Annotated in this window: 18 protein-coding genes, 1 other RNA gene and 1 pseudogene; 9 read left to right on the top strand and 11 right to left on the bottom strand. The window is 29.9% G+C overall.

Features of this window, described 5'->3' with window-relative positions:
• Both AJ885_RS09810 and AJ885_RS09805 read left to right on the top strand, forming a co-directional pair.
• Positions 1–1122, top strand: a 1122-nt coding sequence (locus AJ885_RS09810; protein ID WP_070281249.1) for a hypothetical protein, incomplete at its 5' end; no start/stop codon positions are given.
• 58 nt (positions 1123–1180) lie between these two features.
• Positions 1181–2377 carry a hypothetical protein gene (locus tag AJ885_RS09805; protein WP_070281247.1) on the top strand — a complete coding sequence of 399 codons (1197 nt, stop codon included), beginning with the start codon at positions 1181–1183 and terminating at the stop codon, positions 2375–2377.
• An 82-nt stretch (positions 2378–2459) separates the two neighbouring features.
• Here AJ885_RS09805 and AJ885_RS09800 read toward each other — a convergent pair whose 3' ends face one another.
• Together AJ885_RS09800 and AJ885_RS09795 are read right to left on the bottom strand one after the other, a co-directional pair.
• Positions 2460–3161 carry an SIMPL domain-containing protein gene (locus tag AJ885_RS09800; RefSeq protein WP_070281246.1) on the bottom strand — a complete coding sequence of 234 codons (702 nt, stop codon included), beginning with the start codon at positions 3159–3161 and terminating at the stop codon, positions 2460–2462.
• Entirely contained in the window at positions 3148–4353 is a 1206-nt protein-coding gene (locus tag AJ885_RS09795) for a multidrug effflux MFS transporter (protein WP_070281244.1), read from the bottom strand. Before AJ885_RS09795 ends, AJ885_RS09800 begins: the two co-directional genes overlap by 14 nt.
• A gap of 102 nt (positions 4354–4455) precedes the next feature.
• On the opposite strand from AJ885_RS09795, the gene AJ885_RS09790 reads away from it, so the two are divergent.
• The gene (locus AJ885_RS09790) at positions 4456–5805 is read left to right on the top strand and encodes a DUF2130 domain-containing protein (RefSeq protein WP_070281242.1); all 1350 of its coding nucleotides are present in this window, start codon (positions 4456–4458) and stop codon (positions 5803–5805) included.
• A gap of 23 nt (positions 5806–5828) precedes the next feature.
• Here the strand turns inward: AJ885_RS09790 and AJ885_RS09785 are convergent, their stop codons facing one another.
• The 3 genes from AJ885_RS09785 to typA all read right to left on the bottom strand — a co-directional run bounded on the left by AJ885_RS09785 (position 5829) and on the right by typA (position 9505).
• A complete protein-coding gene (locus tag AJ885_RS09785; protein ID WP_002860887.1) occupies positions 5829–6872 on the bottom strand; it encodes a c-type cytochrome in 1044 nt (347 codons plus the stop codon).
• A gap of 177 nt (positions 6873–7049) precedes the next feature.
• Positions 7050–7697 carry a hypothetical protein gene (locus AJ885_RS09780; RefSeq protein WP_002860888.1) on the bottom strand — a complete coding sequence of 216 codons (648 nt, stop codon included), beginning with the start codon at positions 7695–7697 and terminating at the stop codon, positions 7050–7052.
• Positions 7697–9505, bottom strand: coding sequence for a translational GTPase TypA (typA, locus tag AJ885_RS09775; protein ID WP_070281240.1), 1809 nt, complete (start codon positions 9503–9505; stop codon positions 7697–7699). Before typA ends, AJ885_RS09780 begins: the two co-directional genes overlap by 1 nt.
• A gap of 134 nt (positions 9506–9639) precedes the next feature.
• On the opposite strand from typA, the gene AJ885_RS09770 reads away from it, so the two are divergent.
• Genes AJ885_RS09770 through AJ885_RS09755 form a run of 4 tightly spaced genes read left to right on the top strand, consistent with a single transcriptional unit; the run spans position 9640 to position 14417 of the window.
• Entirely contained in the window at positions 9640–9963 is a 324-nt protein-coding gene (locus tag AJ885_RS09770) for a hypothetical protein (protein ID WP_002782892.1), read from the top strand.
• Between the two features lie 16 nt (positions 9964–9979).
• Positions 9980–11839 (top strand): flagellar hook-length control protein FliK, encoded by a 1860-nt coding sequence (locus AJ885_RS09765; RefSeq protein ID WP_079860294.1) that lies wholly within the window; start codon positions 9980–9982, stop codon positions 11837–11839.
• A gap of 58 nt (positions 11840–11897) precedes the next feature.
• Positions 11898–12776 (top strand): flagellar basal body rod modification protein, encoded by an 879-nt coding sequence (locus AJ885_RS09760; RefSeq protein ID WP_002860891.1) that lies wholly within the window; start codon positions 11898–11900, stop codon positions 12774–12776.
• A gap of 3 nt (positions 12777–12779) precedes the next feature.
• Positions 12780–14417: a flagellar hook-basal body complex protein gene (locus AJ885_RS09755; RefSeq protein ID WP_070281237.1), complete on the top strand. Its 1638-nt coding sequence runs from the start codon at positions 12780–12782 to the stop codon at positions 14415–14417.
• A 3-nt stretch (positions 14418–14420) separates the two neighbouring features.
• On the opposite strand, the gene AJ885_RS09750 is transcribed toward AJ885_RS09755, so the two are convergent.
• Positions 14421–16292 (bottom strand): flagellar assembly protein A, encoded by a 1872-nt coding sequence (locus AJ885_RS09750; RefSeq protein ID WP_070281253.1) that lies wholly within the window; start codon positions 16290–16292, stop codon positions 14421–14423.
• Between the two features lie 2 nt (positions 16293–16294).
• Complete coding sequence (locus AJ885_RS09745; protein ID WP_002860894.1) at positions 16295–16972, bottom strand: hemerythrin family protein; 678 nt, start codon at positions 16970–16972, stop codon at positions 16295–16297.
• Positions 16973–17162: 190 nt separating this feature from the next.
• On the opposite strand from AJ885_RS09745, the gene ffs reads away from it, so the two are divergent.
• An RNA gene (ffs, locus tag AJ885_RS09740) (signal recognition particle sRNA small type) lies at positions 17163–17260 on the top strand.
• A 191-nt stretch (positions 17261–17451) separates the two neighbouring features.
• A pseudogene (locus AJ885_RS09735) lies at positions 17452–19263 on the top strand (DASS family sodium-coupled anion symporter).
• Between the two features lie 27 nt (positions 19264–19290).
• Here the strand turns inward: AJ885_RS09735 and mnmA are convergent.
• The 4 genes from mnmA to AJ885_RS09715 all read right to left on the bottom strand — a co-directional run.
• On the bottom strand, positions 19291–20307 hold the full coding sequence (gene mnmA / locus AJ885_RS09730) for a tRNA 2-thiouridine(34) synthase MnmA (protein ID WP_002860896.1): 1017 nt from the start codon (positions 20305–20307) through the stop codon (positions 19291–19293).
• Positions 20307–20912, bottom strand: coding sequence for a TIGR00730 family Rossman fold protein (locus AJ885_RS09725; protein ID WP_070210406.1), 606 nt, complete (start codon positions 20910–20912; stop codon positions 20307–20309). Before AJ885_RS09725 ends, mnmA begins: the two co-directional genes overlap by 1 nt.
• Positions 20913–21032: 120 nt before the next feature.
• Positions 21033–21710 carry a hypothetical protein gene (locus AJ885_RS09720; protein ID WP_070210405.1) on the bottom strand — a complete coding sequence of 226 codons (678 nt, stop codon included), beginning with the start codon at positions 21708–21710 and terminating at the stop codon, positions 21033–21035.
• The coding region (locus AJ885_RS09715; protein ID WP_250578769.1) for a bacteriocin at positions 21707–22225 on the bottom strand (519 nt) is incomplete at its 5' end. The genes AJ885_RS09715 and AJ885_RS09720, both read right to left, overlap by 4 nt.

Below are 22225 nucleotides of genomic sequence, written 5' to 3'. Positions count from 1 at the left end.
AAAACTCCGAATTTTTCTCAAGCGATTTTCAAAGGAAATTTAAATGTTGTAAATACAAATTTAAATTTTACTTTTGATAATTTAGAAGAAAAAATCGAACAAGAATATGAAGAGTTTAATAAAAATAAAAAAAAAGAAGATCAAAAATCCTTAGATAAATTTGCAAATGATTTTAGAGATTCTTTTAGGATTTTTAAAAGTGCTTTGATAAAAGATAATAATCTTTTAGATGCTTCAAAATTTCATAAATACGAGCTTTATTGTAAAGAAATAGAGCTAAAACAAAATTGGGATAAAAAAGGTGAGAATGTAAAAAATACGACAGATTTAGAAAAAAATGTTTCGAGAATTCGGGATTTTATGGATTTTTTACTTTTAGGATTTTATAGAAAGCTTTGCGATCATCACACAGACTTTTTAAAAGTTTTTAATAATCTTATATTACTAATTAGTTTATATATTTTGTTTATTTTTGTAAGAAGCTTTGAGTTTGATTTGGAAAAAAAATCTATACAAAATTTAAACAAAACTTCAGATATGTTTTCTTATTTGACAAAAGTCAAGGAAGTAATTATAAATTTTTCATTTATGCAACAATATTATAATCATATTTTAATTTCTTTTGTTGCTGTTTGTTTTATTTGTCTTATAGTAATATTTTATAAGATTTTCAAAAATATAAAATTAGATTTTATAATAATTAAAAATATAATATTTAAAGATATAATTAAAAGTATATTAATTTTATGTGTTTATTTATTATTTTTGCTAATTATCTTAATTTATATAAACATTTATATTCCAAAAAATCAAAATAATTTAAATATTTTATCTAATATAGGAATATTTTTTACATTTTGTATTTTTTATTTATGGATGGTATGTTTAAATACATTATTTCTAAGATATATTTTTATATGTATAAGTTATATTATTGTTATTATATCTATGGGTGCTAATATAACTATTTTAAATCCTTTTATTGGAAAACTTATCAATGATAAAATATTTTCAAATGATCCTTTGTTTATATATCTAACATTTGCTTATACTATTTTAATATTTTTAGTTCTTTTTTCACTCCAAAAAACCGCACGCAAAAATTCCATAGTGCCAAGTTGAAAAATTTAAGGTATTGTGATGAAAATTTGCAACAAAATATAAAAAATAAGGAATAAAAATGGAAAATTTAATTAAAGAACAAAAAAAGTTATTTTATAAAATTATAAAAAATATCAAAGATGAAAATTCTTTAAAACAATTAGAACAATTTCTTAATCTAATCGAAAATAATGCTATACAAAATTCATTAAAAGATATTGCAGAATTTAATTCTGTTTATAATGGAAATGGCAATGATGAAGAAATGTCCGTAAAAGATATGATTAAAGATATAAAAATCGGACAAAAAGATATAGATGAAATTTATTGGAAAATTTTTGATATTGAAACCGATGGTGAAAATAAAAGCAGTGCTTTAATTGAAATTGAAAAAGCTAAAGAATGTGCAAATAAAATGAAAAATGATTATATGAAATTTTATGATCAGGAAGATTCTCAAGGCAATGTTACCGAAGGGATTATTTCGAAGTTGAAACAAGCTTGTGATGATATCGAAGAAAATAAAGATAAAATAGAAAAATTTGAAAAATTTTACAATGAAATTTTTATTGGTGTTGAAGCAGATGAAAATGGAAAAGGTGGAAAGTTATCTCTTGAAAAATATTTAAATGAAAAACGGACTGAAATAAACAATTTAATTTCTAGTAAAAAACAAGAATTAGAAAATTGTTTAAATGGCTATAAAGATAAATTTGAAAATTTGTATAAAGAAAAAAATGATGAAATAGATGAATTATTACCAGGTGCAACTTCTGCGGGATTAGCCGAGGCTTATAAAGATGAAAGAGAGGTTGCACAAACAAATATCAAAACTTGGAATATAATTTTTGGAGTGTCTATATTCGTTTTTATTATTGTTTTTGGTATTTATTTTTGCTTTTCATTTGAGGAAAATTTTACATATATAAATTTTCTTAGAGCTTTGCCATTTTTATTTTTTAGCGGATTTTTTACTTATTATTCTACAAAGCAAATTGCAGAATATAAAAGAATAGCAAGTGAGTATGCTTATAAACAAAGATTAAATCAAACTTATAAAGGGTATGAAACTCAAATAAAAGAAACAGAGAACGAGGAACTAAAAAATCAACTTTTAAAAATTATGCTAGATTCTGCAGAAAATAATCCAAGCAAGATATTTGATAAAAAAGGTGAAATTCCTAGTTTAAGCTTGATTGAAAAAATGCTTGATATTCTTCCATTTAATACATTGAAAAGACTTCAAGATAAAATTAAAGCAAAAATAGAAAAATAATTATAAAAAACTATTTAAAAACCGCACGAAAAAATTCCATAGTGCCAAGCTAAGCCTTAAAGCTTAGCTTGAAATTTTATCATCAGTCTTTTAAGTAGTATTCTATAGTAGAAACCACTCTTATAGTTTTGATATAAGGGGTGTTTTTATCTCTGTTGCTGATGCTAAATTGTCCTTGAGAAGCCTTTTTTATCTTGCCTAGATGGCTGTTTGAGTCTTGTGCGAATTTTATCGCTGCATTTCTAGCATTGAGCGTTGCTTCTTCTATCATTTGTGGTTTTATCTCATTTAGCTTGGTGTAAAGGTATTCTATGTCATAATTATCGATTTTCGTTACTATGCCAAATTTTGCAAGACTTGAAATATTTTCTAGTATGCTTTTTCCAAGCTTTACATTTTGCGTGTAGATGAGTAAATTCGCAGTGCCTATGTATCGGTATGTAGCTTGAGTGTCGTTGCCATAAGGATCGCTTAAACGATCTATGATATTTGGCGAGTTGTAGCTGATCTCATCTTCTTTTACGCCTTGTTCTTTTAAAAATTTGATGATATTTTCTTTATCTTGTTCTAGTTCTTCGTATAAATTTGTAAGATTATTGTTTGATCTTGTGAATTTTATAGGAAGTATCAAAGTATCTGCTTCGACTTCTTTTTGGCTTAAACCCTTTACACTTACACTTCTTTCAAGAGTTTTAAAATCACTTAAAGCCTTGTTAAATCCAAAAGCTAGAATCAAACTTGCCAAAACTATGGCTAAAGCCATAAGGATATTATTTGTTTTCATTTTTTCTCCTAGTTAAAAAATACACTCCATTAGCAACTAGCACACAAGCACACATTACAAAAGCAAGGATTATCGGCGTATTTGCGTTAATAGCCCCAACCACGAAGGAGATAAACCCTGCAAAACCAAATTGCACCGTTCCAAGCACCGCAGAAGCAGTTCCGCTATGTTCTTTAAACCTTGCCATAGCTAAAGTCGTGGTATTGGGTGCGATGAAACCAAGCATAGCGATACTTGTAAAAATACTAAGTTCAAAAAGCAAGAAATTTGGGTGAAAAAAGGCATTTGCAAGTAAAATTACAGTCGATATAAACATTATCATCAAAGCTTTTGCTAAGATCTTTTCGCTTTCGTATTTTAAAACCAATCTCGCATTGATATTTGCACAGATGACAAAACCTAAAGCATTTGCCCCAAAAAGCAAAGCAAATTTTTGCTCACTTAAGCCAAAAAACTGCGTAAAAACAAAGCTTGATCCTGTGATATAAGCAAACATCGCCGCCAAAGCAAAAGAAGCGCATAGTATATAAACTAAAAAGCGTTTATCGCTTAAAACAAATTTGTAGCTTTTCATCGCTTCGTGATGGGAAAATTTTTTGTTTTTAAGATGAGGTGCGGACTCTTTTAAGCCAAAAAGTATCATCAAAAAAAGCAAAATTCCCAAAGCAAACAAAGTCGCAAAAATACTATGCCATGAAAAATACTCTAGCAAAATTCCCCCAAAAGTTGGCGAAAGCATAGGAGCAAGAGAACTAAAAACCATCATCAAAGCAAAAATTCCTGCAGCTTCTTTGATCTCAAACAAGTCATTGACAATAGCCCTTGCGATAACCACACCTGCACATCCCCCAAGTGCTTCAAAAAATCTCAAAGCGATAAAAGCATAAATATCATCGATAATCACACAAAACAAACTCGAAACGATGAAGAAAAATATCCCCACCAAAGCTGGAATTTTACGCCCAAAAATATCACTTAAAGGCCCATATATAAGCTGTCCTAAAGCAAAAGCGATAAAAAAACTTGCAATACTAAGTTGGGTTAAAAAAGAATTAGTTTGAAAACTTTGCTCCACATGAGAAAGTGCAGGCAAATACATATCTGTAGAAAGCGGTGCTATGCTTGACATCAAAGCAAGGATAACGATGAGTTTAAATTTAGCAAAGCCGTGAATTTTGGTGTGTTTTTGCATTTGTAATCCTAATTATTTTAAAAGAATGATTTTAACAAGTCAATCTTAGAATAATCTTTGTTTTTCTATGTTAAATTTAGGGAAAAATTCTAAGGAAATTTTATGCAAAATTTAAACCAAAATGAACAAATCAAATGCCCAAGTTGTGGAAGTTTTATCGATATCAGCACTGCTTTATATGCTCAAATTTTAGATAAAGCTAAGCAAGAAATGCTAAAACAAAAAAAAGAATTTGATGATGAGGTAAATGCTAAAAGAGCTGAATACACCAAAGCTTTAAATGATTTAAAAACTCAAAAGATAGAACAAGAAAAACTCATAAGCGAGCAAGTAAGCCAAAAGCTTCTTTTAGAAAAGCAAAAATTTGAACAAGAACTTCTCACGCAAAAGCAAAATTTCCAAAAAGAATTCAGCGAGAAATTTAACAAAGAGCATGAAAATGAAATGAAAATCATGCAAGAAGAACTCGAGAAAAAAAGCAAAGAGCTTAGCGAGTTTTTAAGCATAAAGGCTGAAAATGAAAAACTCAAAAGAGAGCAAAAAGAAAATGAAGAAAGACTGAAATTTCAAGCCAAAGAAGAGGCTTTTAAAGAATTTAAAGAACAAGAAAGCAAAAATTTGGAATTTGAAAGAGAAAAAATGCGTCTTGAATTTCAAAAAAGCACTCAAGAGCAAGATCTTAAATACAAAGAGCTAGAAACGAATTTTAAAAGTGTAGCCCAAAAGTTAGAAGACGCACAACGCAGGATAGAACAAGGCTCACAGCAACTCCAAGGCGAAGCAGCCGAACTACTCATAGAAGAATACATACAAAGTGAGTATTTAAGCGATGAAGTAAAAGAAGTGCCAAAGGGCGTAAATGGAGCTGATTGTCTGCATATAGTAAAGGATAATTTTGGAAATATTTGTGGAAGTATTTTGTATGAGAGCAAACGCACTAAAGAATTTAATAAAGAATGGCTTGATAAACTTAAACTAGACAGTATAGCCGCAAAAAGTGATATAGCGGTTTTGATTACAAAAACTATGCCAAAAGATAAAGAAAAAACGCATTTTAAAGAAGGAATTTTGATCTGTACTTTTAATGAATTCAAAGGTGTTTTAGCAGTGCTTAGAGAAAGCATTATAAACGCTTACAAACTCAAAAATGCCTTGCAAAACAAAGATGAAAAAAATCACATTTTATACGAATACTTAAATTCTAAGGAATTTAACACGCAAATCACTTTTATACTCAAAACTTACCAAAATATGAAAGAAGAGTTAGAAGCTGAAAAAAGGGCTTTGCAAAATATATGGAAAAAAAGAGAAAGAGCTATAGAAAATCTAAGTTTTAATTCCACTGCCATAGTGAGTTCTTTAAATGCGATATTTAGCGACTTACAAGGTGGAAATTTGATAGGCGAAGAAGGGATTAAAAGTCTTGAAAATTTAGCAAAAGATGAGGATTAATTTTGGGCTTAGCCCAAAATTAATCATTCTCCTGGGAAGTGATTTGGATTTTTCCAAGGTCCGTATTTTACTTTTATGTATTCTTTAGGGTCTAAATTTTGTTGCGGTGAGGCAAAATACTCAGGTTTTAATGATGGGGATTTGCTATAAGCTGTATCAAGTCCTGCACGATTTTCTGTAGTGGTTATAGGCATTCTTACAAAACCTGTATTGACATAAGCTGCTATATCTAGTGCATCTTCATCGCTTAATATAGGATTATCTGCACTCGCACCAAAAGGCATGGCTGATTTTAAAAATCTTGCTAAAAATGGTATCATAGCCATGTGTCCACCATCAGGATAGATAAGTAAAGATGGATATAAATGTCCGCTACCTTGTTCGTAATTATCATTTTTTACCCCAAGTCCTCTTTCGCCATGGCAAGCAACGCAATTTTCTTCAAAGAGTTTTTTTCCACGCACAGGGTCAGCTGGGCGATTTGGAAAATTCATCTTAGCGAAAAAATCTCCTTCAAGCTTTACGCCGTCTTTGATACCATAAGCTTCTTTTAGCCATTTAAAATAAGCTAAAATTGCTTTCATTTCTTTAGAATCATTAGGAAATCTATGAGAGTCAGTTCCGCCCATTCCGCGAATTCTATCTTCAACAGAGATGATTTTCATCGTTTCTATATCAAGTCTTGGATAATTGTTTAGGACATTTAAAAATGGAATAACATATTTTTTTGTCCCTGGTAAACCATTGCCGTCATTGTCCATGTGACAGGAAATACAGTTTACTTCGTTGCTTGTCTTTTTTAGCTTGCTATAGGGTCCTAGAGTACTTTCTGTCTTGCTTAAAAGCTCTATGCCATAACGGATTAAATCCCCTTGCTTGCCTTTTGGAACATCATTGATGCTTAAATTTTTATTTGGCCATTCTTGCACAGGTCTTTTGGAAAGTTCCTTAAAATACTCTACTCCTTCCTTGTCGCTTAATTCTTCTCCTACTTTGTAATCACTCACGCTTTTAGCACTAAGACTCAAACTAAGACATAAACCAAGCAATAAAATGTGTTTTTTCATGATTTTCCTCCTTTTTATTTGCAGTTCAAATTGATTTTAGTGTATTTTTTCTTAAATATTAAGCATAATAAGAATAATTTAAATAAAATTAAATTTTAAAGTGTTACTAAAAGTAATATATTTTTAAAGTATATAATTAATATTTATTAAAATTTTATGATATTAACTTTATGTTAATTATTTAAATAGTTTGTTTTTTATAGAGTTTAGATTTTCTTCTAAATTTTTGAAATTGTTTTCTAAATCTTTTTTTATATCTATAAAGAAAGGATTGCTTAAAGTAGCGATAAGATAATGATTTTCTTTAGAAAAGATATGATTTAAAGTGAAATTTTTATCTTTAAGTTTGATATAAATTTGGTCTTCGTTTTCAAAGCTAGGATTTTTGTTTGCACTTAAAATTTCGAGTAAAATTCCGCAAAAAAAGCGTTTGTTTTCGTCCAAAAACTGAATATCATAAATTTTAAAATCCTTAAATTCAAAGCAGTTTTGACTTTTAAATTCTTTCAAATCCTTTGTAAGTCCTAGTTTTAAAAAGTCTTTTTGGCTTAAACTTTGCTTTTTAAATTTCGCCCCAAAACGACGCAAAAACAAATTTAAAGCATCAATTTGTAATTCTTTTTGTGCGAGTTTTAGTTTTTTGGCTGTAAAACGAAAGAAAAAAACACCTACAAAAACAGCTAAAATTACTGCGATTAAGGCATCTCTTATAAAAACAAAGGCTAAAAAACCTACAAGTAAGGCTTCGATAATGCTTAGGAATTTTAAGATTCCTAAGCGTTTAAGTATATAAAGTCTATTATTTTCTAAGCTTTTTAAATCCATTAAGATTTTGCTTTTTCCATTCTTTTTCTTTGAGTTGGATCAAGATAGCGTTTGCGAACACGCACATTTACAGGCGTAACTTCTACAAGTTCATCTTCTTCTATCCACTCTAAAGCTCTTTCAAGGCTTAATTTTCTAGGTGGTACAAGTTTGATTGCATCATCGCTTCCACTCGCTCTTACATTGGTAAGATTCTTTCCTTTGATAGGATTAACATCTAAATCATTTGGACGAGAGTGCTCACCTATAATCATACCAGTATAAACTTTAGTTTGAGGCTCTATGAAAAGCACTCCACGCTCTTGAAGGTTAAACAAAGAATACCCCAAAGCCACGCCATTTTCCATAGAAATTAACGCTCCATTGTTACGCTTTTCAACCGCACCACTAAAAGGACGGAATTCTAAAAAACTATGATTCATCACGCCTTCGCCTTTGGTATCGGTTAAAAACTGGCTTCTAAAACCTATAAGTCCGCGTGCTGGAATTTCAAACTCAAGTCTTGTTTGTCCATCGCCTGTTGGTGCCATAGTTTTCATTTCAGCTTTTCTTTTGCCAAGTTTTTCTATTACCGCACCACTAAATTCCTCAGGTACATCGATAACTAAATGTTCAAAAGGTTCTGTTTTAACCCCATCTTCAACCTTTACGATAACTTCAGGTCTTCCCATGCAAAACTCAAAACCTTCACGACGCATATTTTCAGCTAAAATAGTGATTTGAAGTTCACCCCTACCGCTTACTTTAAATTTACCTTCGCCTGTGCTTTCGTATTTCATAGCAATATTAGTTTTCATTTCAGCTTCTAAGCGCTCAGCGATTTTATTTGAAGTTACATGTTTTCCTTCAGTTCCTGCTAATGGGCCATCATTTACAGAAAATACTATACTTAAAGTCGGCTCTTCAATGTGTAAAGGATCAAGTGGCATAGGATTGTTTGGATCTACAACGCTATCGCCCACATCTAAAGCTTCAAAACCTGCTATAGCTACGATATCTCCACTTCCTGCTTCTTCAATATCCATTTTTTCTAAGCCCATAAAGCCAATGAGTTTTGAAATTCTACCATTTACTTTGGTGCCATCAGCTTTTGCAAGCATTACGCTTTGGTTTTTCTTCACAACCCCATTGAAAATTCTAGCAATGCCTATTTTACCTACGAAATTATCATATCCTAAAGTGAAAACTTGAAGTTGTAAAGGATTATCATTTGTGCCACTTGGTGCTGGAACGCGTTCAAGTATGGTTTTAAAAAGTGGCTCCATATTATCGCTTTCATCGTTTAGATCAAGCTTAGCATAACCATTTTTTGCTGCAGCATAAACTATAGCAAAGTCAAGTTGCTCATCGTTTGCATCTAGGGCTACAAAAAGATCAAAAATTTCATTGATCACTCTTTCAGGATCAGCAGCTGGTTTGTCGATTTTGTTGATTACAACTATAGGTCTAAGCCCTAAAGATAAAGCTTTTTTAACCACGAATTTAGTTTGTGGCATAACGCCTTCTTGAGCATCTACTAAAAGCAAAACTCCATCAATCATTTTTAAAACGCGTTCTACTTCTCCGCCAAAATCAGCATGCCCTGGAGTATCTATGATGTTGATTTTTGTACCTTTGTAATTGATTGCTGTATTTTTTGAAAGTATGGTAATGCCGCGTTCTTTTTCTATATCGTTGCTATCCATAACGCGTTCTGAAATTTGTTCTCTTTCGCTAAAGGTGCCTGATTGTTTTAACAATTCATCTACCATAGTGGTTTTACCATGGTCAACGTGAGCTATAACTGCTATATTTCTAATGTTTTCCAAATTTTCTTCTCCAAAGCTAAATTTTTAAAAGCTTAGATTATACAAAAATTTAACTTAAACTACAAAGTATCAAAACTTGGAACACTTCTTGCTTCAAAAACTTATGAAATTAAAATTTTAAAAAGGAAGTTAAAATGTCAAAACCATTAAATGAAGAGATTTTTGTTGAATTTAAAAGTGATTTAGCTGAGAGAAAAAATGAAGTTTTGCTTCAAGTTTTAGAACTTTTAGAAACTTTTAGATCAGATGAAAACGAAAAAATGGCAAGAATTTCAAGCGAGCTTACAGAAATTTTAGAAAATGAAGAAAATTTAGAGAAAATTTTAAATGCTAAAAATTTGGAAGAGCTTTTAAATATCTTAACTGCTTTAAATGAAGATAAGATGATTAAAGTATATGAAGATTCTTATTTGAAAGAAAAATTTCCTAATGTAATGGTAGATAAATTTTTAAAATAATTTTTTTGAAGGAAAAGTGATGTCAAATTTAGCTCCGCAAAATGATGTTTTAAATCTTACGCCGAGTAAAACTTCTACTACTAGCAGTTCTTTTAGCAAAACCAGTAAAAATAAGGAACATGAAAGTAGCGATAGCAAAAATTCAACTAAAGATGATACGGAGAGTTTTTTAAATTCTTTGCTTAATTCTATCGATGAAACCAATGAATTTTTACCTGATCATATGAAGATCAGTCAAAAAGAAGTTGTTAATGAAGCGATGAACAGACTTCAAAAAGGAGCTTTTGATGAGAGTGATAAGATAAGCATTTTCGAATCTGCTTCTTTTATGCAAATTCTTTCTTTGTTGGATAAGCTAAAAACAGATACAGCAGATGTTAAACTGGCAAATCTTTCTACTCAACTTTCAAGTCTTATCAAAACAGAGGCCAATTTTAATGCTTTAAAAGGCGCATCAAATCTTAGTGAGCTTTTGGACATAGCTAAAGATCTGGGCTTAAATGTAAAAAATATTAAAGTAGATCGTCTTCTTGATCTTAAAGCAACTTTTCCAAATTTAGATAAGGCTGATTTTTTTAAAGGTGCTGTGGATAATGTTTTTAAAGAAATCATCAATAATAAAATTTCCAATATGAGTAAAAATTTAAATCACAATTTACAAAATACAACTCATACTACAAGCACTCATTCTACGCAAAAAACAAATTCTAAAGATAGCGGTTCTTTGCTTTCTCAAACTTTAAAAAATTTAGATTCCATGCTTTCATCCAAAGAAAGCAAACACGAAAAAAATGATAAAGTTAAATCAAAAATAGAAGAAGATACCACAGATGCTAAAAATACTTTAAAAAATATCAAAAATGATGAGTTTACAAAAAATTTAACAGAAGAGTTGAATATAAAAGATAAAAAAAACCAAGATAATTTAAATAAAGATAACACAAAAGATGCAAAAAATAATGAGCAAATAAAAAAAGATGAAAAAGAATTAAACAACCTAAATAAAGAAAGCAAAGACTTAAACAAAGATTTTAATAAAGAGTTAAATAAAAATCAAGAAAAAAACAATTTAAATCAAGAGAATATACAAGATCAGAATAAAAATTTAAAGAACAATAATCAAAATTTAAATCTTGATAAAAATTCAAATCAAGAAATTGTCAAAGATGCTCAGAATTTAGTTTCAAATTTAACACAAAAAGATTTTAGTTTAAATAAAGAGCCTAAAAACAACAAAGAAAATAAAGATATAAAACAGAATTTCTTTGATCAAAAATTAAATTTTGAAAATTTAAATAAAACTCAAGCAGTTCAAAACAAAGAGAATAATGCTAATTTTAGCAACAATACCAATAAAGAAACTTTTACTCAAGAGCAAACAAAAACGCACAGTGAAAATGTAGATAAAAATAATTTAGATGACTTAAATTCTTTAGTCAAAGATTTAAGTAAAGTAACACAAAACAATGCTCGCAATATCACGCCTAAAGAGACTTTGCAGTATTTTTCACAAGATTTAAAAGAGGCTGTAGATCAATATAAAGCGCCTATCACTAAACTTAGTATCACTCTAAATCCTAATAATCTTGGAGAAGTGGAAGTAACTTTGATACAAAGAGGTAATAACCTCCATATCAATTTCAACTCCAATACCAATGCAATGAATTTGTTTATCCAAAATCAAGTCGAGTTTAAAAATTCTCTTGTAAATATGGGATTTACTGGACTTGAAATGAATTTTAGTGATCAAGGTAAAAGAGAGCAAAATCAAAATCAAGGAAAAAATCGTAGCGGATATGGTTTTAAAGATGCTTTAGATGGAAAAAATGAAAGTGAAAAAGTCAATCTAGAGCTTGTTTTAGCGAAGTATTTCTAAGTTGGAACACTTATTGCTTTTAATTAAAAAAGACTGAATGTAAAAAAAGGATTTTATCATGGCGACAACAAATTGGAATAGCAATCTTAACTGGACAAATACTGCTAATACTAACCAAACAAGCAACAAGGATACGAAAGTGGATAATTCATCTAGTAGTAATAGCTCTGGTGTGGTTAGTAATCCAAATGCTACTTTAGACAAAGATGCGTTTTTAAAACTTCTTTTGATAGAGCTTCAACATCAAGATCCAACAGATCCTATGGATAGTGATAAAATGCTTACACAAACCTCACAGCTTAGTGCACTTGAAATGCAACAAAATACCAATACAACTATGCAAAAAATGGTTGAAACTATGGAAAAACTTTCCAATTCTTTTAGCACGAGCATGAGTACTGCAGCAGTGGGAGCTATAGGAAAAATGGCTACGGTAAATGAAAACAAAGTCAAATTAACAGGCGCAGATGAGGTTATTGCATTAAAAATGTATTTGCCCGAAGATTCGGATGATAAAGGAATTACCTTAGAGGTTTATGATAAAAATAATAAGTTGGTATTTAGTGAAAAAAGTAATGAGGGAAAAGAAGTATCAAAAGGTTTATTTACATTAGAGTGGCCTGGTAGAAATAATGATGGTGTTTATGCTGGGGATGGAGAGTATAGTGTTAAAGTGGTTTATAATAATAAAAACGGGGAAAAAATAACTGCAAATTATGGAACTTATCCTATAGAGGGTATTAAATTTGTTGATGGGATTGCTTATGCAAAAATGGGTGGTCAATATGTAAGTTTTGATGATATTGGTGAAATTAGTGATTATAAACTTGGTTCATCTTCAACTTCCGTTGGAGATAGTTCAGGTGGAGACTCAAGTGATGGAGATTCTTCTAATTCTGGATCTACAGAAGAAGGCGACAAAGAGGAAAAGGCATAAGCCATGATGAATTCATTTTATAATGGAATTTCTGGAGTTAAAACAAATAGTTTTGGTATTGATATTTATGCAAATAATATAGCTAATGTTAATACTACAGGTTTTAAGTATTCTGATGCTCAATTTAAAGATATTTTTTATAGCACCATAACCACTCAATCAACTAATCCTGCTCAAGGTGGATATGGCTCAGGATCAGCTTCTTCTAATGTGGTTTTTGAGCAAGGTTCTCTTGTGGCAAGCGATAGCGAATTTGATGTGGCTTTACAAGGAAAAGGATTTTTTGGGGTTTTGGGAGCGGATGGTAATGCTTACTATACTAGAAATGGATCGTTTAAAAGAGATGCAAATGGATATTTGGTAGATTCTTATGGAAATTTTGTTTTAGGAACAATGAACCCTGCTTTTACCGGTATCAACTATAGCGATAGGGTTGCGGGGTTTATGGGGGATTATCTTAACACAGGAACTCCGGTAAATAATGGTTTTACCGTAAATTCAAATAATTCTTTCGGTATAGGCACAACTGCTTCTCAAGGGGCTATTAAAGTACCTGTGAATATGTATTTACCTCCTCAAGTAACTCAAAATGTAAAATGGAGTGGAAGTTTAAATACTAACACAACAACAGAAGTGGTCAAAGTAGATCTTGATCTTGGTAAATTTAACATTACAAAAACCGAAGATGGAAAATATGTAGTTAGCGGTAGTGTTAGCAAAGAAGATGTGTTTAGTGCTAAAGTGGGTGATAGGATCATTTTAAATTTCACTGACGATAATGGCGTAAAAAAAAGCTTTGAAGCAACTTTAGATGAAAATCTTAATTTTAAAAGCAATGAGCTTGATTTAAAGGGTTTGGATGAAAATAGCATCAAGCTTGATACAGCTCAAATTTCAACAGAACAACAAAAAGCCAATAAAGATATTTTAGAATCCCCTATTTATAATGCAGATGGAAGTAAAAGTACTTTAAGGGTTACGCTTGAAAGGGTTTTGCCGCAAGAAGGCGATAATATACAGTATAAAGCCATTGCCCAAATTTATGATTCTAATGGCAATGCCGTAGGCAATCCAACTGAAGGAAATATGGTTTTTGATAAAAATGGTGCTTTGCTTCAAAATAATATTACAAGCATTGCAAACCCAAATGGCGGAACAATTAATATTGATTTAGGCTCTCCTTATGATGCTAATAAACCTGGTTCTGGTTATAGTGGGATTTATATTAAAGAAGGCGTTGAAAAAAATGTAGTTACACAGCAAGATGGTGTAGCCGAAGGATTTTTTAAACAATATGATATATCTGATGATGGAAGTATTATAGCGCAATTTAGCAATGGTAAAAATGCTATAGTTGGAAAGCTTGCTTTATATAATTTTATCAATGAGCAAGGATTGGCTGCTATGGGCGATAATATCTTTGCTGCAACAGCTAATAGTGGTGATGCAAGTTTTATTATGAAAAATGGACAGATTGTTAATACAGCTAAATTTAAAGGTGGTTTTTTAGAGCAATCTAATGTTGATTTAAGTGTAGAGCTTTCAAATCTTATAGTAACTCAAAAAGCCTTTGATGCAAGCTCAAAAAGCATTACCACAAGCGATCAAATGATACAAAAGGCTATTAATATGAAAAGATAATTTTTAGGAATTATCTTTTTCTAGTTTTTCAAAAATAATTTTAATTTCTTCTATATCGCTTTCGCTATAATCATGACTTGATTTAATATAGCTTGCTTGTTGCCCTTTTTCAAGGTATAAAACTTTTTCATAATCTTTTAAATTTATTTGATGCTTTAGTTCAAGCTCGGTGTTTGTTTTAGGATAAAATTTTAAAAAATTATCCTCTCCAATATTTTCGGCTTTTATGTATATTTTTACATTATAAACCATTTCATCTAAAAAATTTAGCTTTGCGTCAATATGATATTTTAATTTTATAAGTTTTTTATACAAGACACTAAGATGATTATATTTTTTTATGATATCACGATAAAGATTTGAAAATTTCATATCTATAGCATTAAGTTTTTCAGTTTTTTGAAGTTTGATAATCTTGATTTGATTTTTGATTAGATAATCATAGTAATTTTGCATTTGACTTATGATATTATCAAGTTTACTCTTTGTTTTAAGGCTTAAATTTGTAAGATTTTCAGTTTCTGAGTTTGATTTATTGTTAATAAAATCTAGTGGAGAAATTACAATATTATTTTTAAATTTTATACTATTTGTTATGATTAGATTTTTTTTGGGATATAAGATATTATCTGCTAATAAATTGCAAATATAAATATTTTCTGCTTCTATTTTTCCGCCCATGCAGTTTTCAACAAATACATTTTTGGCTATAACTATCCCGTTTTCTAAATTTTTTATATATACAGTATCAGCTTGCAAAGTTCCTTTGTGTGTTGTAATAAAAATATCTTGTGCAAAAATTTCGCTTTTTGCATGAGTTAGGCCTTTGATGCTGATATTTCTTCCATAAAGTTTTGTCGCTCCAATGCTTCCATTTACTTTTATGTCTGAAGCTTGAACATTTACAATACCTGATTTAACAGCATCATCATTTATATCAAAATTAGTGATTTCTAAGTTTATATTTTCATCAGTATTTGTTTTGATTGAACCGGTTGTTTTAAGTCCTACTTGTGATAATTTTAAATTATTTGTAACACTATATCCTGATCGGTCTTTATTTAAAAATCCATAATTTGCACTAAAATATTTAATTCTATCTTCTAGTTCTTCTGTATAAATGCTTTCATCTTTTATGATAAAAGGATTATCAAAAAAAGCTATTGGATTTAAATGAAGGATTTCTCCTCTTAAATTTCGTCCTTCTTTTCCAAGAATTCTATAAATGTATTCAAAAAGTAGCTCATTTTTTTCAATAGGTTTACAGTAGTTTCCTTCATCATAGTTAATATTTTCGTCAAAACATTCTTCGTTAACATCTCTATGATAAATAATTTCATCACTTTTATGTTCAATCTTATCTACACCTTTGGCAATTTCAAGCTCTATTTCTTTAATAGATGGACTTTTTTGTATTGATAAGATAAAATCATCAATCTTGTCAAATAAATTTTTATCAAGTCTTAAGATTAAAAATTTTTGTTTGATCATTACTTTATAAATATTTTGTAAAATGTCAAATTTTAAATTTGGATAGTATTTAAAATTATCCAAAAAATTAATATTGGCCTTAAGATAAGTTAAACTAGGATTAGATTTAAGCTTAACCACGAAACAGTTTTTTTGTGTTTTTGGATAAATTTCTATAAGAAATTTTTGCACCATGGTATTGTAATTTTTTACAAAAAAATCATCCGCATAAAATAAGTCAAAATCCTTTCTTTCATAAGTTTTTGTTTTTGCTGGTTTTATATTAGAACACAGAAGTTTAAAATCTATAATTCTAAAATCAAGAATTTGATCTGTGCTGGCTTGTTCATATTTTAAACTTTCAAAAGGATTGAAAGTTTCTAAAGTTTTTATTTCATAGCTCATCATTACACTCCTATGTTTTCGAGGATATGATTTAACATTTCATAATTTTGATTTAAATCAATATGATCTAAATGCACTAAAATTTGTCCACATTTTTCACATTTTAAAGTATTTTCTTTGCTAACAAGTTCTTCGTGTATGGTTTGTGGAACTGCATGAGTACGCAAATAACAGTTGCAAATATAATCATAGGTTTTTTCAGTCTTTAAATCTTGCCTAATCGATTTTAATTTTATGTATTGCTCTAGATTATAATGAATCTCTTGAAGATGTAGAGCTTTTTTTGTGAAGTTAGCTATCCATAAATCTTCAATAGCAAAATGATCTAAAATCCAATCTTTGGTCAATGTTGAAAGTTCAAATGACATTTTAACAATATCATTTGAGTGTTCTAAAAGTTCTTTAGTCTTTTTTAATAATATTTGATGAGATTTTCTATGTTCTTCAATCAAAGGAAAATCAATGCTTTCCATAAATTTTTCTTCATCTTTGAAATGAATTTTTACATATTGGAATAACTTTGTAAGAATTTGTTTTAAATCATTTTTGTGTTGCACATCATTATCTTGAATTTTTAAAGCTAAATCGTTTGCAATTTCAGCAATTTCAAAAATTAGTTCGTGTTGTTTATCTAATTGTATGTTTTTAATGCTAAAATCTTTACTCCATTTGATTTCCATGATTTTTCCTTAAAAATTTATATAATATATCTATATAATCGTATTTCCTTGAAAAAAACAATAATTTTGCAAATTAAATTTAAAAATTTATACAAAATATAACCAATTTGTTACATATTTATACATTTTTATATTTAGTTTTTATAGCTCAACACTTTTTAAGTATATTATGATATAATTTCTTTGCCTTTTCTTAGACCTGTGCAATGCTATTTTTAAGCACCGCTTCAGGGTGGGAACACAGCAGAGCACTTGATTTTAGTGTGTGCCGCAGTTATCTGGGGAAGGGTTTTCTTCATTTAAAATTCCCTATTTATTTTTCAATTAGACTAGCTTCTTTAATAACGTAAAAAATTATGTATGTTTGTAACAATAAATTAAAAATTTATTTAAAAATTGTAATTTTAAGATTTATTAAAATATTAGTTAATTAAAATTTAAGCATTGTAAATTACATTACCAATATCAAAGGATAAATAATGAACAGAAGTAAAATTCCCTTGTTGGTGCTGTGTATTTTAATTGCAGCTGTGTTTTGGCTTATGCCTACTCCTGTAGGTTTGGAAGATAATTCTTGGCATTTTCTTGGGCTTTTTATTGCTGTGATTATGGCAGTGATTTTGCAAGTAATGCCTTTTGGGGGCTGTTTGTATGATAGCTATTGCCATAATAGCTCTTAGTGGCATTACCACTACCCAAAGTTCTGTGCGTGCTACACATATAAAAACTCTTGAGGGAATTGTTTTAAGAGATAATTCTAATATCTATAAAACAACTATGGATGAGGCAGTTGAAGCCTCTATTTTGCAGGCTTTAATCAATGCTAATATAAGTAGAAATTTAAAAGCAAAAGTTGATGAAATTTTAAAATCAAGCACAGATGTAAATTACCAGATTGAAAATCTAAGTAAAATTTACACCAAGGCTACTTCAAAAACTTCTACGCAACAACTTATTGATGAGACTAAAATTTCAGCTTTAAATACTTTAGCACTTGATTTTTTATCTCAAAAGAGTATAGATGAAAAGGTAAATACTGCTATATCAAATTTAAAATCTAAAACAGGTATAAAAGATGCTTTAAGTGGTTTTTCAAATTCTCTTATTTGGCTTATAGTGATTTCTATTATTGTGGCTCGTGGAGTTATTAAAACAGGACTTGGAGAGCGTTTGGCTTATCATTTTATCAGTATTTTTGGTAAAAAAACCTTAGATATTGCTTATTCTATAGCTTTTTGTGAAACCATTTTAGCTCCAGTTACTCCTTCAAATACTGCAAGAGCAGGGGCTATCATAAATCCTATAGTTCAAGCTATTGCAAGAAGTTTTAAATCCACTCCTGAAGATGGAACGCAAAATAAAATAGGCACTTATCTTTCTTTGGTAAATTATCAAGCTAATCCTATTTCATCAGCTATGTTTATTACAGCTACAGCTCCAAATCCTTTGGTGGTTGATCTTATAGCACAAGCTACAAATTTAGAAGTGCATTTAACTTGGGGGCAATGGGCTTTAGGGATGTTTTTACCTGGTATAGCTGCTATGCTTTTGATGCCTTTGGTGCTTTATTTTCTCTCTCTCCGCCAGAAATTAAATCCACGCCTAATGCTTCCACTTTTGCTAAAGACAAATTAAAAGAGCTTGGAAAAATGAAAAATAGTGAAAAAATCATGCTCAGTGTTTTTGTCTTGCTTTTACTTTTATGGGCTGGAACTTTGGGCTTGTTTTTTGGAATTTCTCTTGATGCGACTAGCGTGGCTTTACTTGGGTTGTCTTTGGTGTTAATTAGTGGAGTTTTAACTTTTGGGGAAGTTTTGGCTGAAAAAGCTGCTTGGAATACTTTAGTATGGTTTTCAGTTCTTGTAATGATGGCAACTTTACTTGGCAAACTTGGTGTTACTCAGTTTTTAGCTGAAGTTTTAGGTAAATTTGCTTCTGCTATGGGACTTGGGGAAATTTCTATTATGATATTTTTAAGCCTTGCTTTTTTATATACGCACTATTTCTTTGCTTCCGCTACAGCTCATATATCAGCAATGTTTTTTGTTTTTTATAGTGCAGGGCTTGCCTTAGGAGCACCACTACTTCTTTATGCTTTTATTATGATAGCTTCAGGTAATGTTATGATGGCATTAACTCACTATGCAACAGGAACAGCTCCTGTTATTTTTGGAACAGGCTATGTAACTCTTAAAAAATGGTGGAGTATAGGTTTTGTGATTTCCATAGTTGATATAGTAGTGATGATAGCTGTTGGGCTTTTTTGGTGGAAAATTTTAGGATTTTATTAATAATTTCTAGGAATTAATTCCTAGAAATTATTCTATAAAACCGCTTGCTATGACTTTATCATAATCATAAAAGACTGCCATTTGTCCGCTAGCAAGTCCATAAACAGGATTTTTTAGAGTGATTTTTGCACTTTTATCTTCATAAATTTCTACCTTGCAAGGTGTAGATTTTGAGCGATAGCGGATTTTTACTTCGCAATCAAGCTCTTTAGCGTCTATAAAAAGATTGATATTTTTTAGCTTAAATTCACTGATTTTAAGTTCTTCTTTGGTTCCTACGATGATTTGATTTTGCTTAGGATTGATTTTTAAAACAAAATGTGGCTCATGTGCCCCACGCACTTCAAAGCCTCTTCTTTTGCCTATGGTATAGTGCATATAGCCCTCATGTTTGCCTACTACTTTTCCGCTACTATCTAATACTTCTCCAGGAATTTTTGTATCCATAAACTGATCTAAAACTTGCACATAAGTATCTTCAACAAAGCAAATTTCAGAACTTTCCTTTTGAGTGGCAAAAGATTTTAAAACCTCTATAGTGGAAGCAAATTTTTTCACATCTTCTTTTTTCATTTCGCCTAGCGGAAAAATAAGATATTTTAAAGCTTCTTTATCTGCACTAGCTAAAAAATAGCTTTGATCTTTACTTTCATCTACTGCGGTTTTTATTAAGTTGTTTTCAAGTCTTGCATAATGCCCTGTGGCAAGTTTTTCACAACCTAAACTTTTAGCAAATTCTAAAAGTTTTCCAAGTTTGATAAAACGGTTGCATAAAGCGCAAGGATTTGGTGTTTTACCCTCTTTATAAGTATCTACAAAAGGCATATAAACTTTGTTTTTAAAATCTTCTTGTAAGTCTAAAATATGATAAGGAATTTGCAAAAAGTTTGCAACTTTTTCTACTTTTTTGATATTTTCTTCGTGGTAATTTGGCTTGCCATGAAGCTTCATATAACAACCTATAACTTCATGACCTAAATTTTTAAGTTTATAAGCAGTGACTGTACTATCAACTCCACCACTCATAGCGACTAGAATTTTCATTAAATTTCCTTTAAAGTATTAATTATAAAATTCAAGTCGTCAGTGATTTTATACTTTAACTCATCTCCTTTAGAAATCACTTCAAGTTTGAGCAAAGAATTTCTGACGAACTCATCAAAACCTCGCCAAAATTCACTCCCAAACAAAATAATAGGAACATCTTTTTTAAATTCTAATTGTTTTAATGTAAGAATTTCACACAATTCATCAAGTGTTCCAAAGCCGCCTGGGAAGATCACAAAAGCTAGACTCTTTTCAATAAGAGCCATTTTGCGTATGGCTAAGCTCTCAAAAGTAATATTATATTCTACAAAATCATTAAGTTTTTGCTCGTGAGGTAAAAATATATTAAACCCTACAGAACTCATTGAATTTGTATTATTTTTTTGTGAAAAAGCACCTTCGTTGGCTGCACGCATAATGCCTCCTCCTCCACCACTTATCACACAAAAACCATTTTGAACACATTTTTGTGCCAAAATTTTAGTCTGCTGATAATAAAAATTATCTTCTTTAAGTCTTGCTGAACCAAAAAAAGTTACGGCATTTTTTAGGTTTGGTATGTTAGCAAATTTTTCTAAATCTTGGCTTATTTTTTCATTCATTTTTCAACCTTTAGTTAAAATAAATTCCATTCTAGCTAAAAATTTATAATAAGTTCTTTATTATATAAGTTTTAATAGGTTTATTTTATTAAGATTAGGAATTTAAAGACTTTTAAATCTTTAAGCCTTAATATCTATACTTTTTGGTGTAGAATTTAAAGAAAGGATTTTATTAAATTCTCCTGCATCATCATCACTAAATTTCATACCAAAAAGAAGTTCTAATTCTTTACTAGTACTAAATTTATCTTCTAATAGTTTTTTTACAAGTTCGTTTCTTGTGCTATCATCTTTGTAAGTTTCTTTGTTTTTACTTTCTGCTTGTATAGGTTTAAAAGCTTCTTCTTTGTTTTCTTCTGAATTTTTTTGCGATGAATTAATATTTCTAAAATCGACTAAATATTTTTGTTGAAGCTCAAGATATTTTGTTTTAAATTCGTCTATATTTTTACTTGTATGAAAAACTTTAATATAAGCTTCATCATAACTCACCCCATCAACTTCCATCCAATGGGGTGATTTTGTATTTTCATCTATCCATTTAAATAAGCTTTTAACCTCAGATTCTGAAAATTCATTTTTCCTAAGTTTATCTTCTATTGATCCTTCAACCAATTCTACTTTATCGCTTAGTTTCACATAATCCTTATACATATTTATAAAACTATTACCAAGTTTTTCTCTTGCTTCTTTTGTAAGCTCAGGATTTCCATTTTCGATACTTTCATCTCTAATTTTAGTAAGTGTCTGTAGAGGATTATTTCCAAAATATCTATTAAAAGAACTTAAAGTAATCATCTTGCATACCACCCTCCAAGAGCAGACTCCATTTGCCCTTTGTATTTGTTTGCCATTTCTTTAATAATCATATTATTATTTAACATAGGGCTAGAATTAAATTTATACATTTGCTGATTTTGTGTATCATATGCTCCAACTCCATAAGTGAAAAGAACATAAGGTTTTCCTAAATCAGAAACTTTTACTTGTCTTTTAACTGTATATACAGGAAGGATAGAGAGAGAATTTTGTGTTACTTGTAAAAATGCTGTAAATCTATTTTTACTAGGATTTGAGCAAGATGTTTGATCTATACCACAAAGCCCTTGTGGAGCGTTTGCATTGCCTTGAAGGTAGTTTGCCATATATTGCAATTCTCCTTCAGTGTATTTTGCTATGGCATATAGTTCATCTGCTGGATTCCATTGAGTTCCATTATGTAAGAACACAACTTGATACCCACCCTTAACTTGTTTCATCTCATCTAAATTAAGAGCTTTAACCCCTTGAGAATTATCACTTAAAGCACCATT

It is taken from the genome of Campylobacter sp. BCW_6464 (assembly GCF_001762775.1).
GTDB lineage: Bacteria > Campylobacterota > Campylobacteria > Campylobacterales > Campylobacteraceae > Campylobacter_D > Campylobacter_D jejuni.
The sequence above is the reverse complement of the archived record's forward strand: the minus strand, read 5'-3'. Positions and strand labels throughout refer to the sequence as shown.

What these genes read in the sequence shown, in the direction of transcription:
- AJ885_RS09805 (WP_070281247.1), top strand. Translation starts at nt 1,181, where the DNA reads ATGGAAAATTTAATTAAAGAACAAAAAAAGTTATTTTATAAAATTATA.
- AJ885_RS09800 (WP_070281246.1), bottom strand. Translation starts at nt 3,161, where the DNA reads ATGAAAACAAATAATATCCTTATGGCTTTAGCCATAGTTTTGGCAAGT.
- AJ885_RS09795 (WP_070281244.1), bottom strand. Translation starts at nt 4,353, where the DNA reads ATGCAAAAACACACCAAAATTCACGGCTTTGCTAAATTTAAACTCATC.
- AJ885_RS09790 (WP_070281242.1), top strand. Translation starts at nt 4,456, where the DNA reads ATGCAAAATTTAAACCAAAATGAACAAATCAAATGCCCAAGTTGTGGA.
- AJ885_RS09785 (WP_002860887.1), bottom strand. Translation starts at nt 6,872, where the DNA reads ATGAAAAAACACATTTTATTGCTTGGTTTATGTCTTAGTTTGAGTCTT.
- AJ885_RS09780 (WP_002860888.1), bottom strand. Translation starts at nt 7,697, where the DNA reads ATGGATTTAAAAAGCTTAGAAAATAATAGACTTTATATACTTAAACGC.
- AJ885_RS09770 (WP_002782892.1), top strand. Translation starts at nt 9,640, where the DNA reads ATGTCAAAACCATTAAATGAAGAGATTTTTGTTGAATTTAAAAGTGAT.
- AJ885_RS09760 (WP_002860891.1), top strand. Translation starts at nt 11,898, where the DNA reads ATGGCGACAACAAATTGGAATAGCAATCTTAACTGGACAAATACTGCT.
- AJ885_RS09755 (WP_070281237.1), top strand. Translation starts at nt 12,780, where the DNA reads ATGATGAATTCATTTTATAATGGAATTTCTGGAGTTAAAACAAATAGT.
- AJ885_RS09750 (WP_070281253.1), bottom strand. Translation starts at nt 16,292, where the DNA reads ATGAGCTATGAAATAAAAACTTTAGAAACTTTCAATCCTTTTGAAAGT.
- AJ885_RS09745 (WP_002860894.1), bottom strand. Translation starts at nt 16,972, where the DNA reads ATGGAAATCAAATGGAGTAAAGATTTTAGCATTAAAAACATACAATTA.
- mnmA (WP_002860896.1), bottom strand. Translation starts at nt 20,307, where the DNA reads ATGAAAATTCTAGTCGCTATGAGTGGTGGAGTTGATAGTACAGTCACT.
- AJ885_RS09725 (WP_070210406.1), bottom strand. Translation starts at nt 20,912, where the DNA reads ATGAATGAAAAAATAAGCCAAGATTTAGAAAAATTTGCTAACATACCA.
- AJ885_RS09720 (WP_070210405.1), bottom strand. Translation starts at nt 21,710, where the DNA reads ATGATTACTTTAAGTTCTTTTAATAGATATTTTGGAAATAATCCTCTA.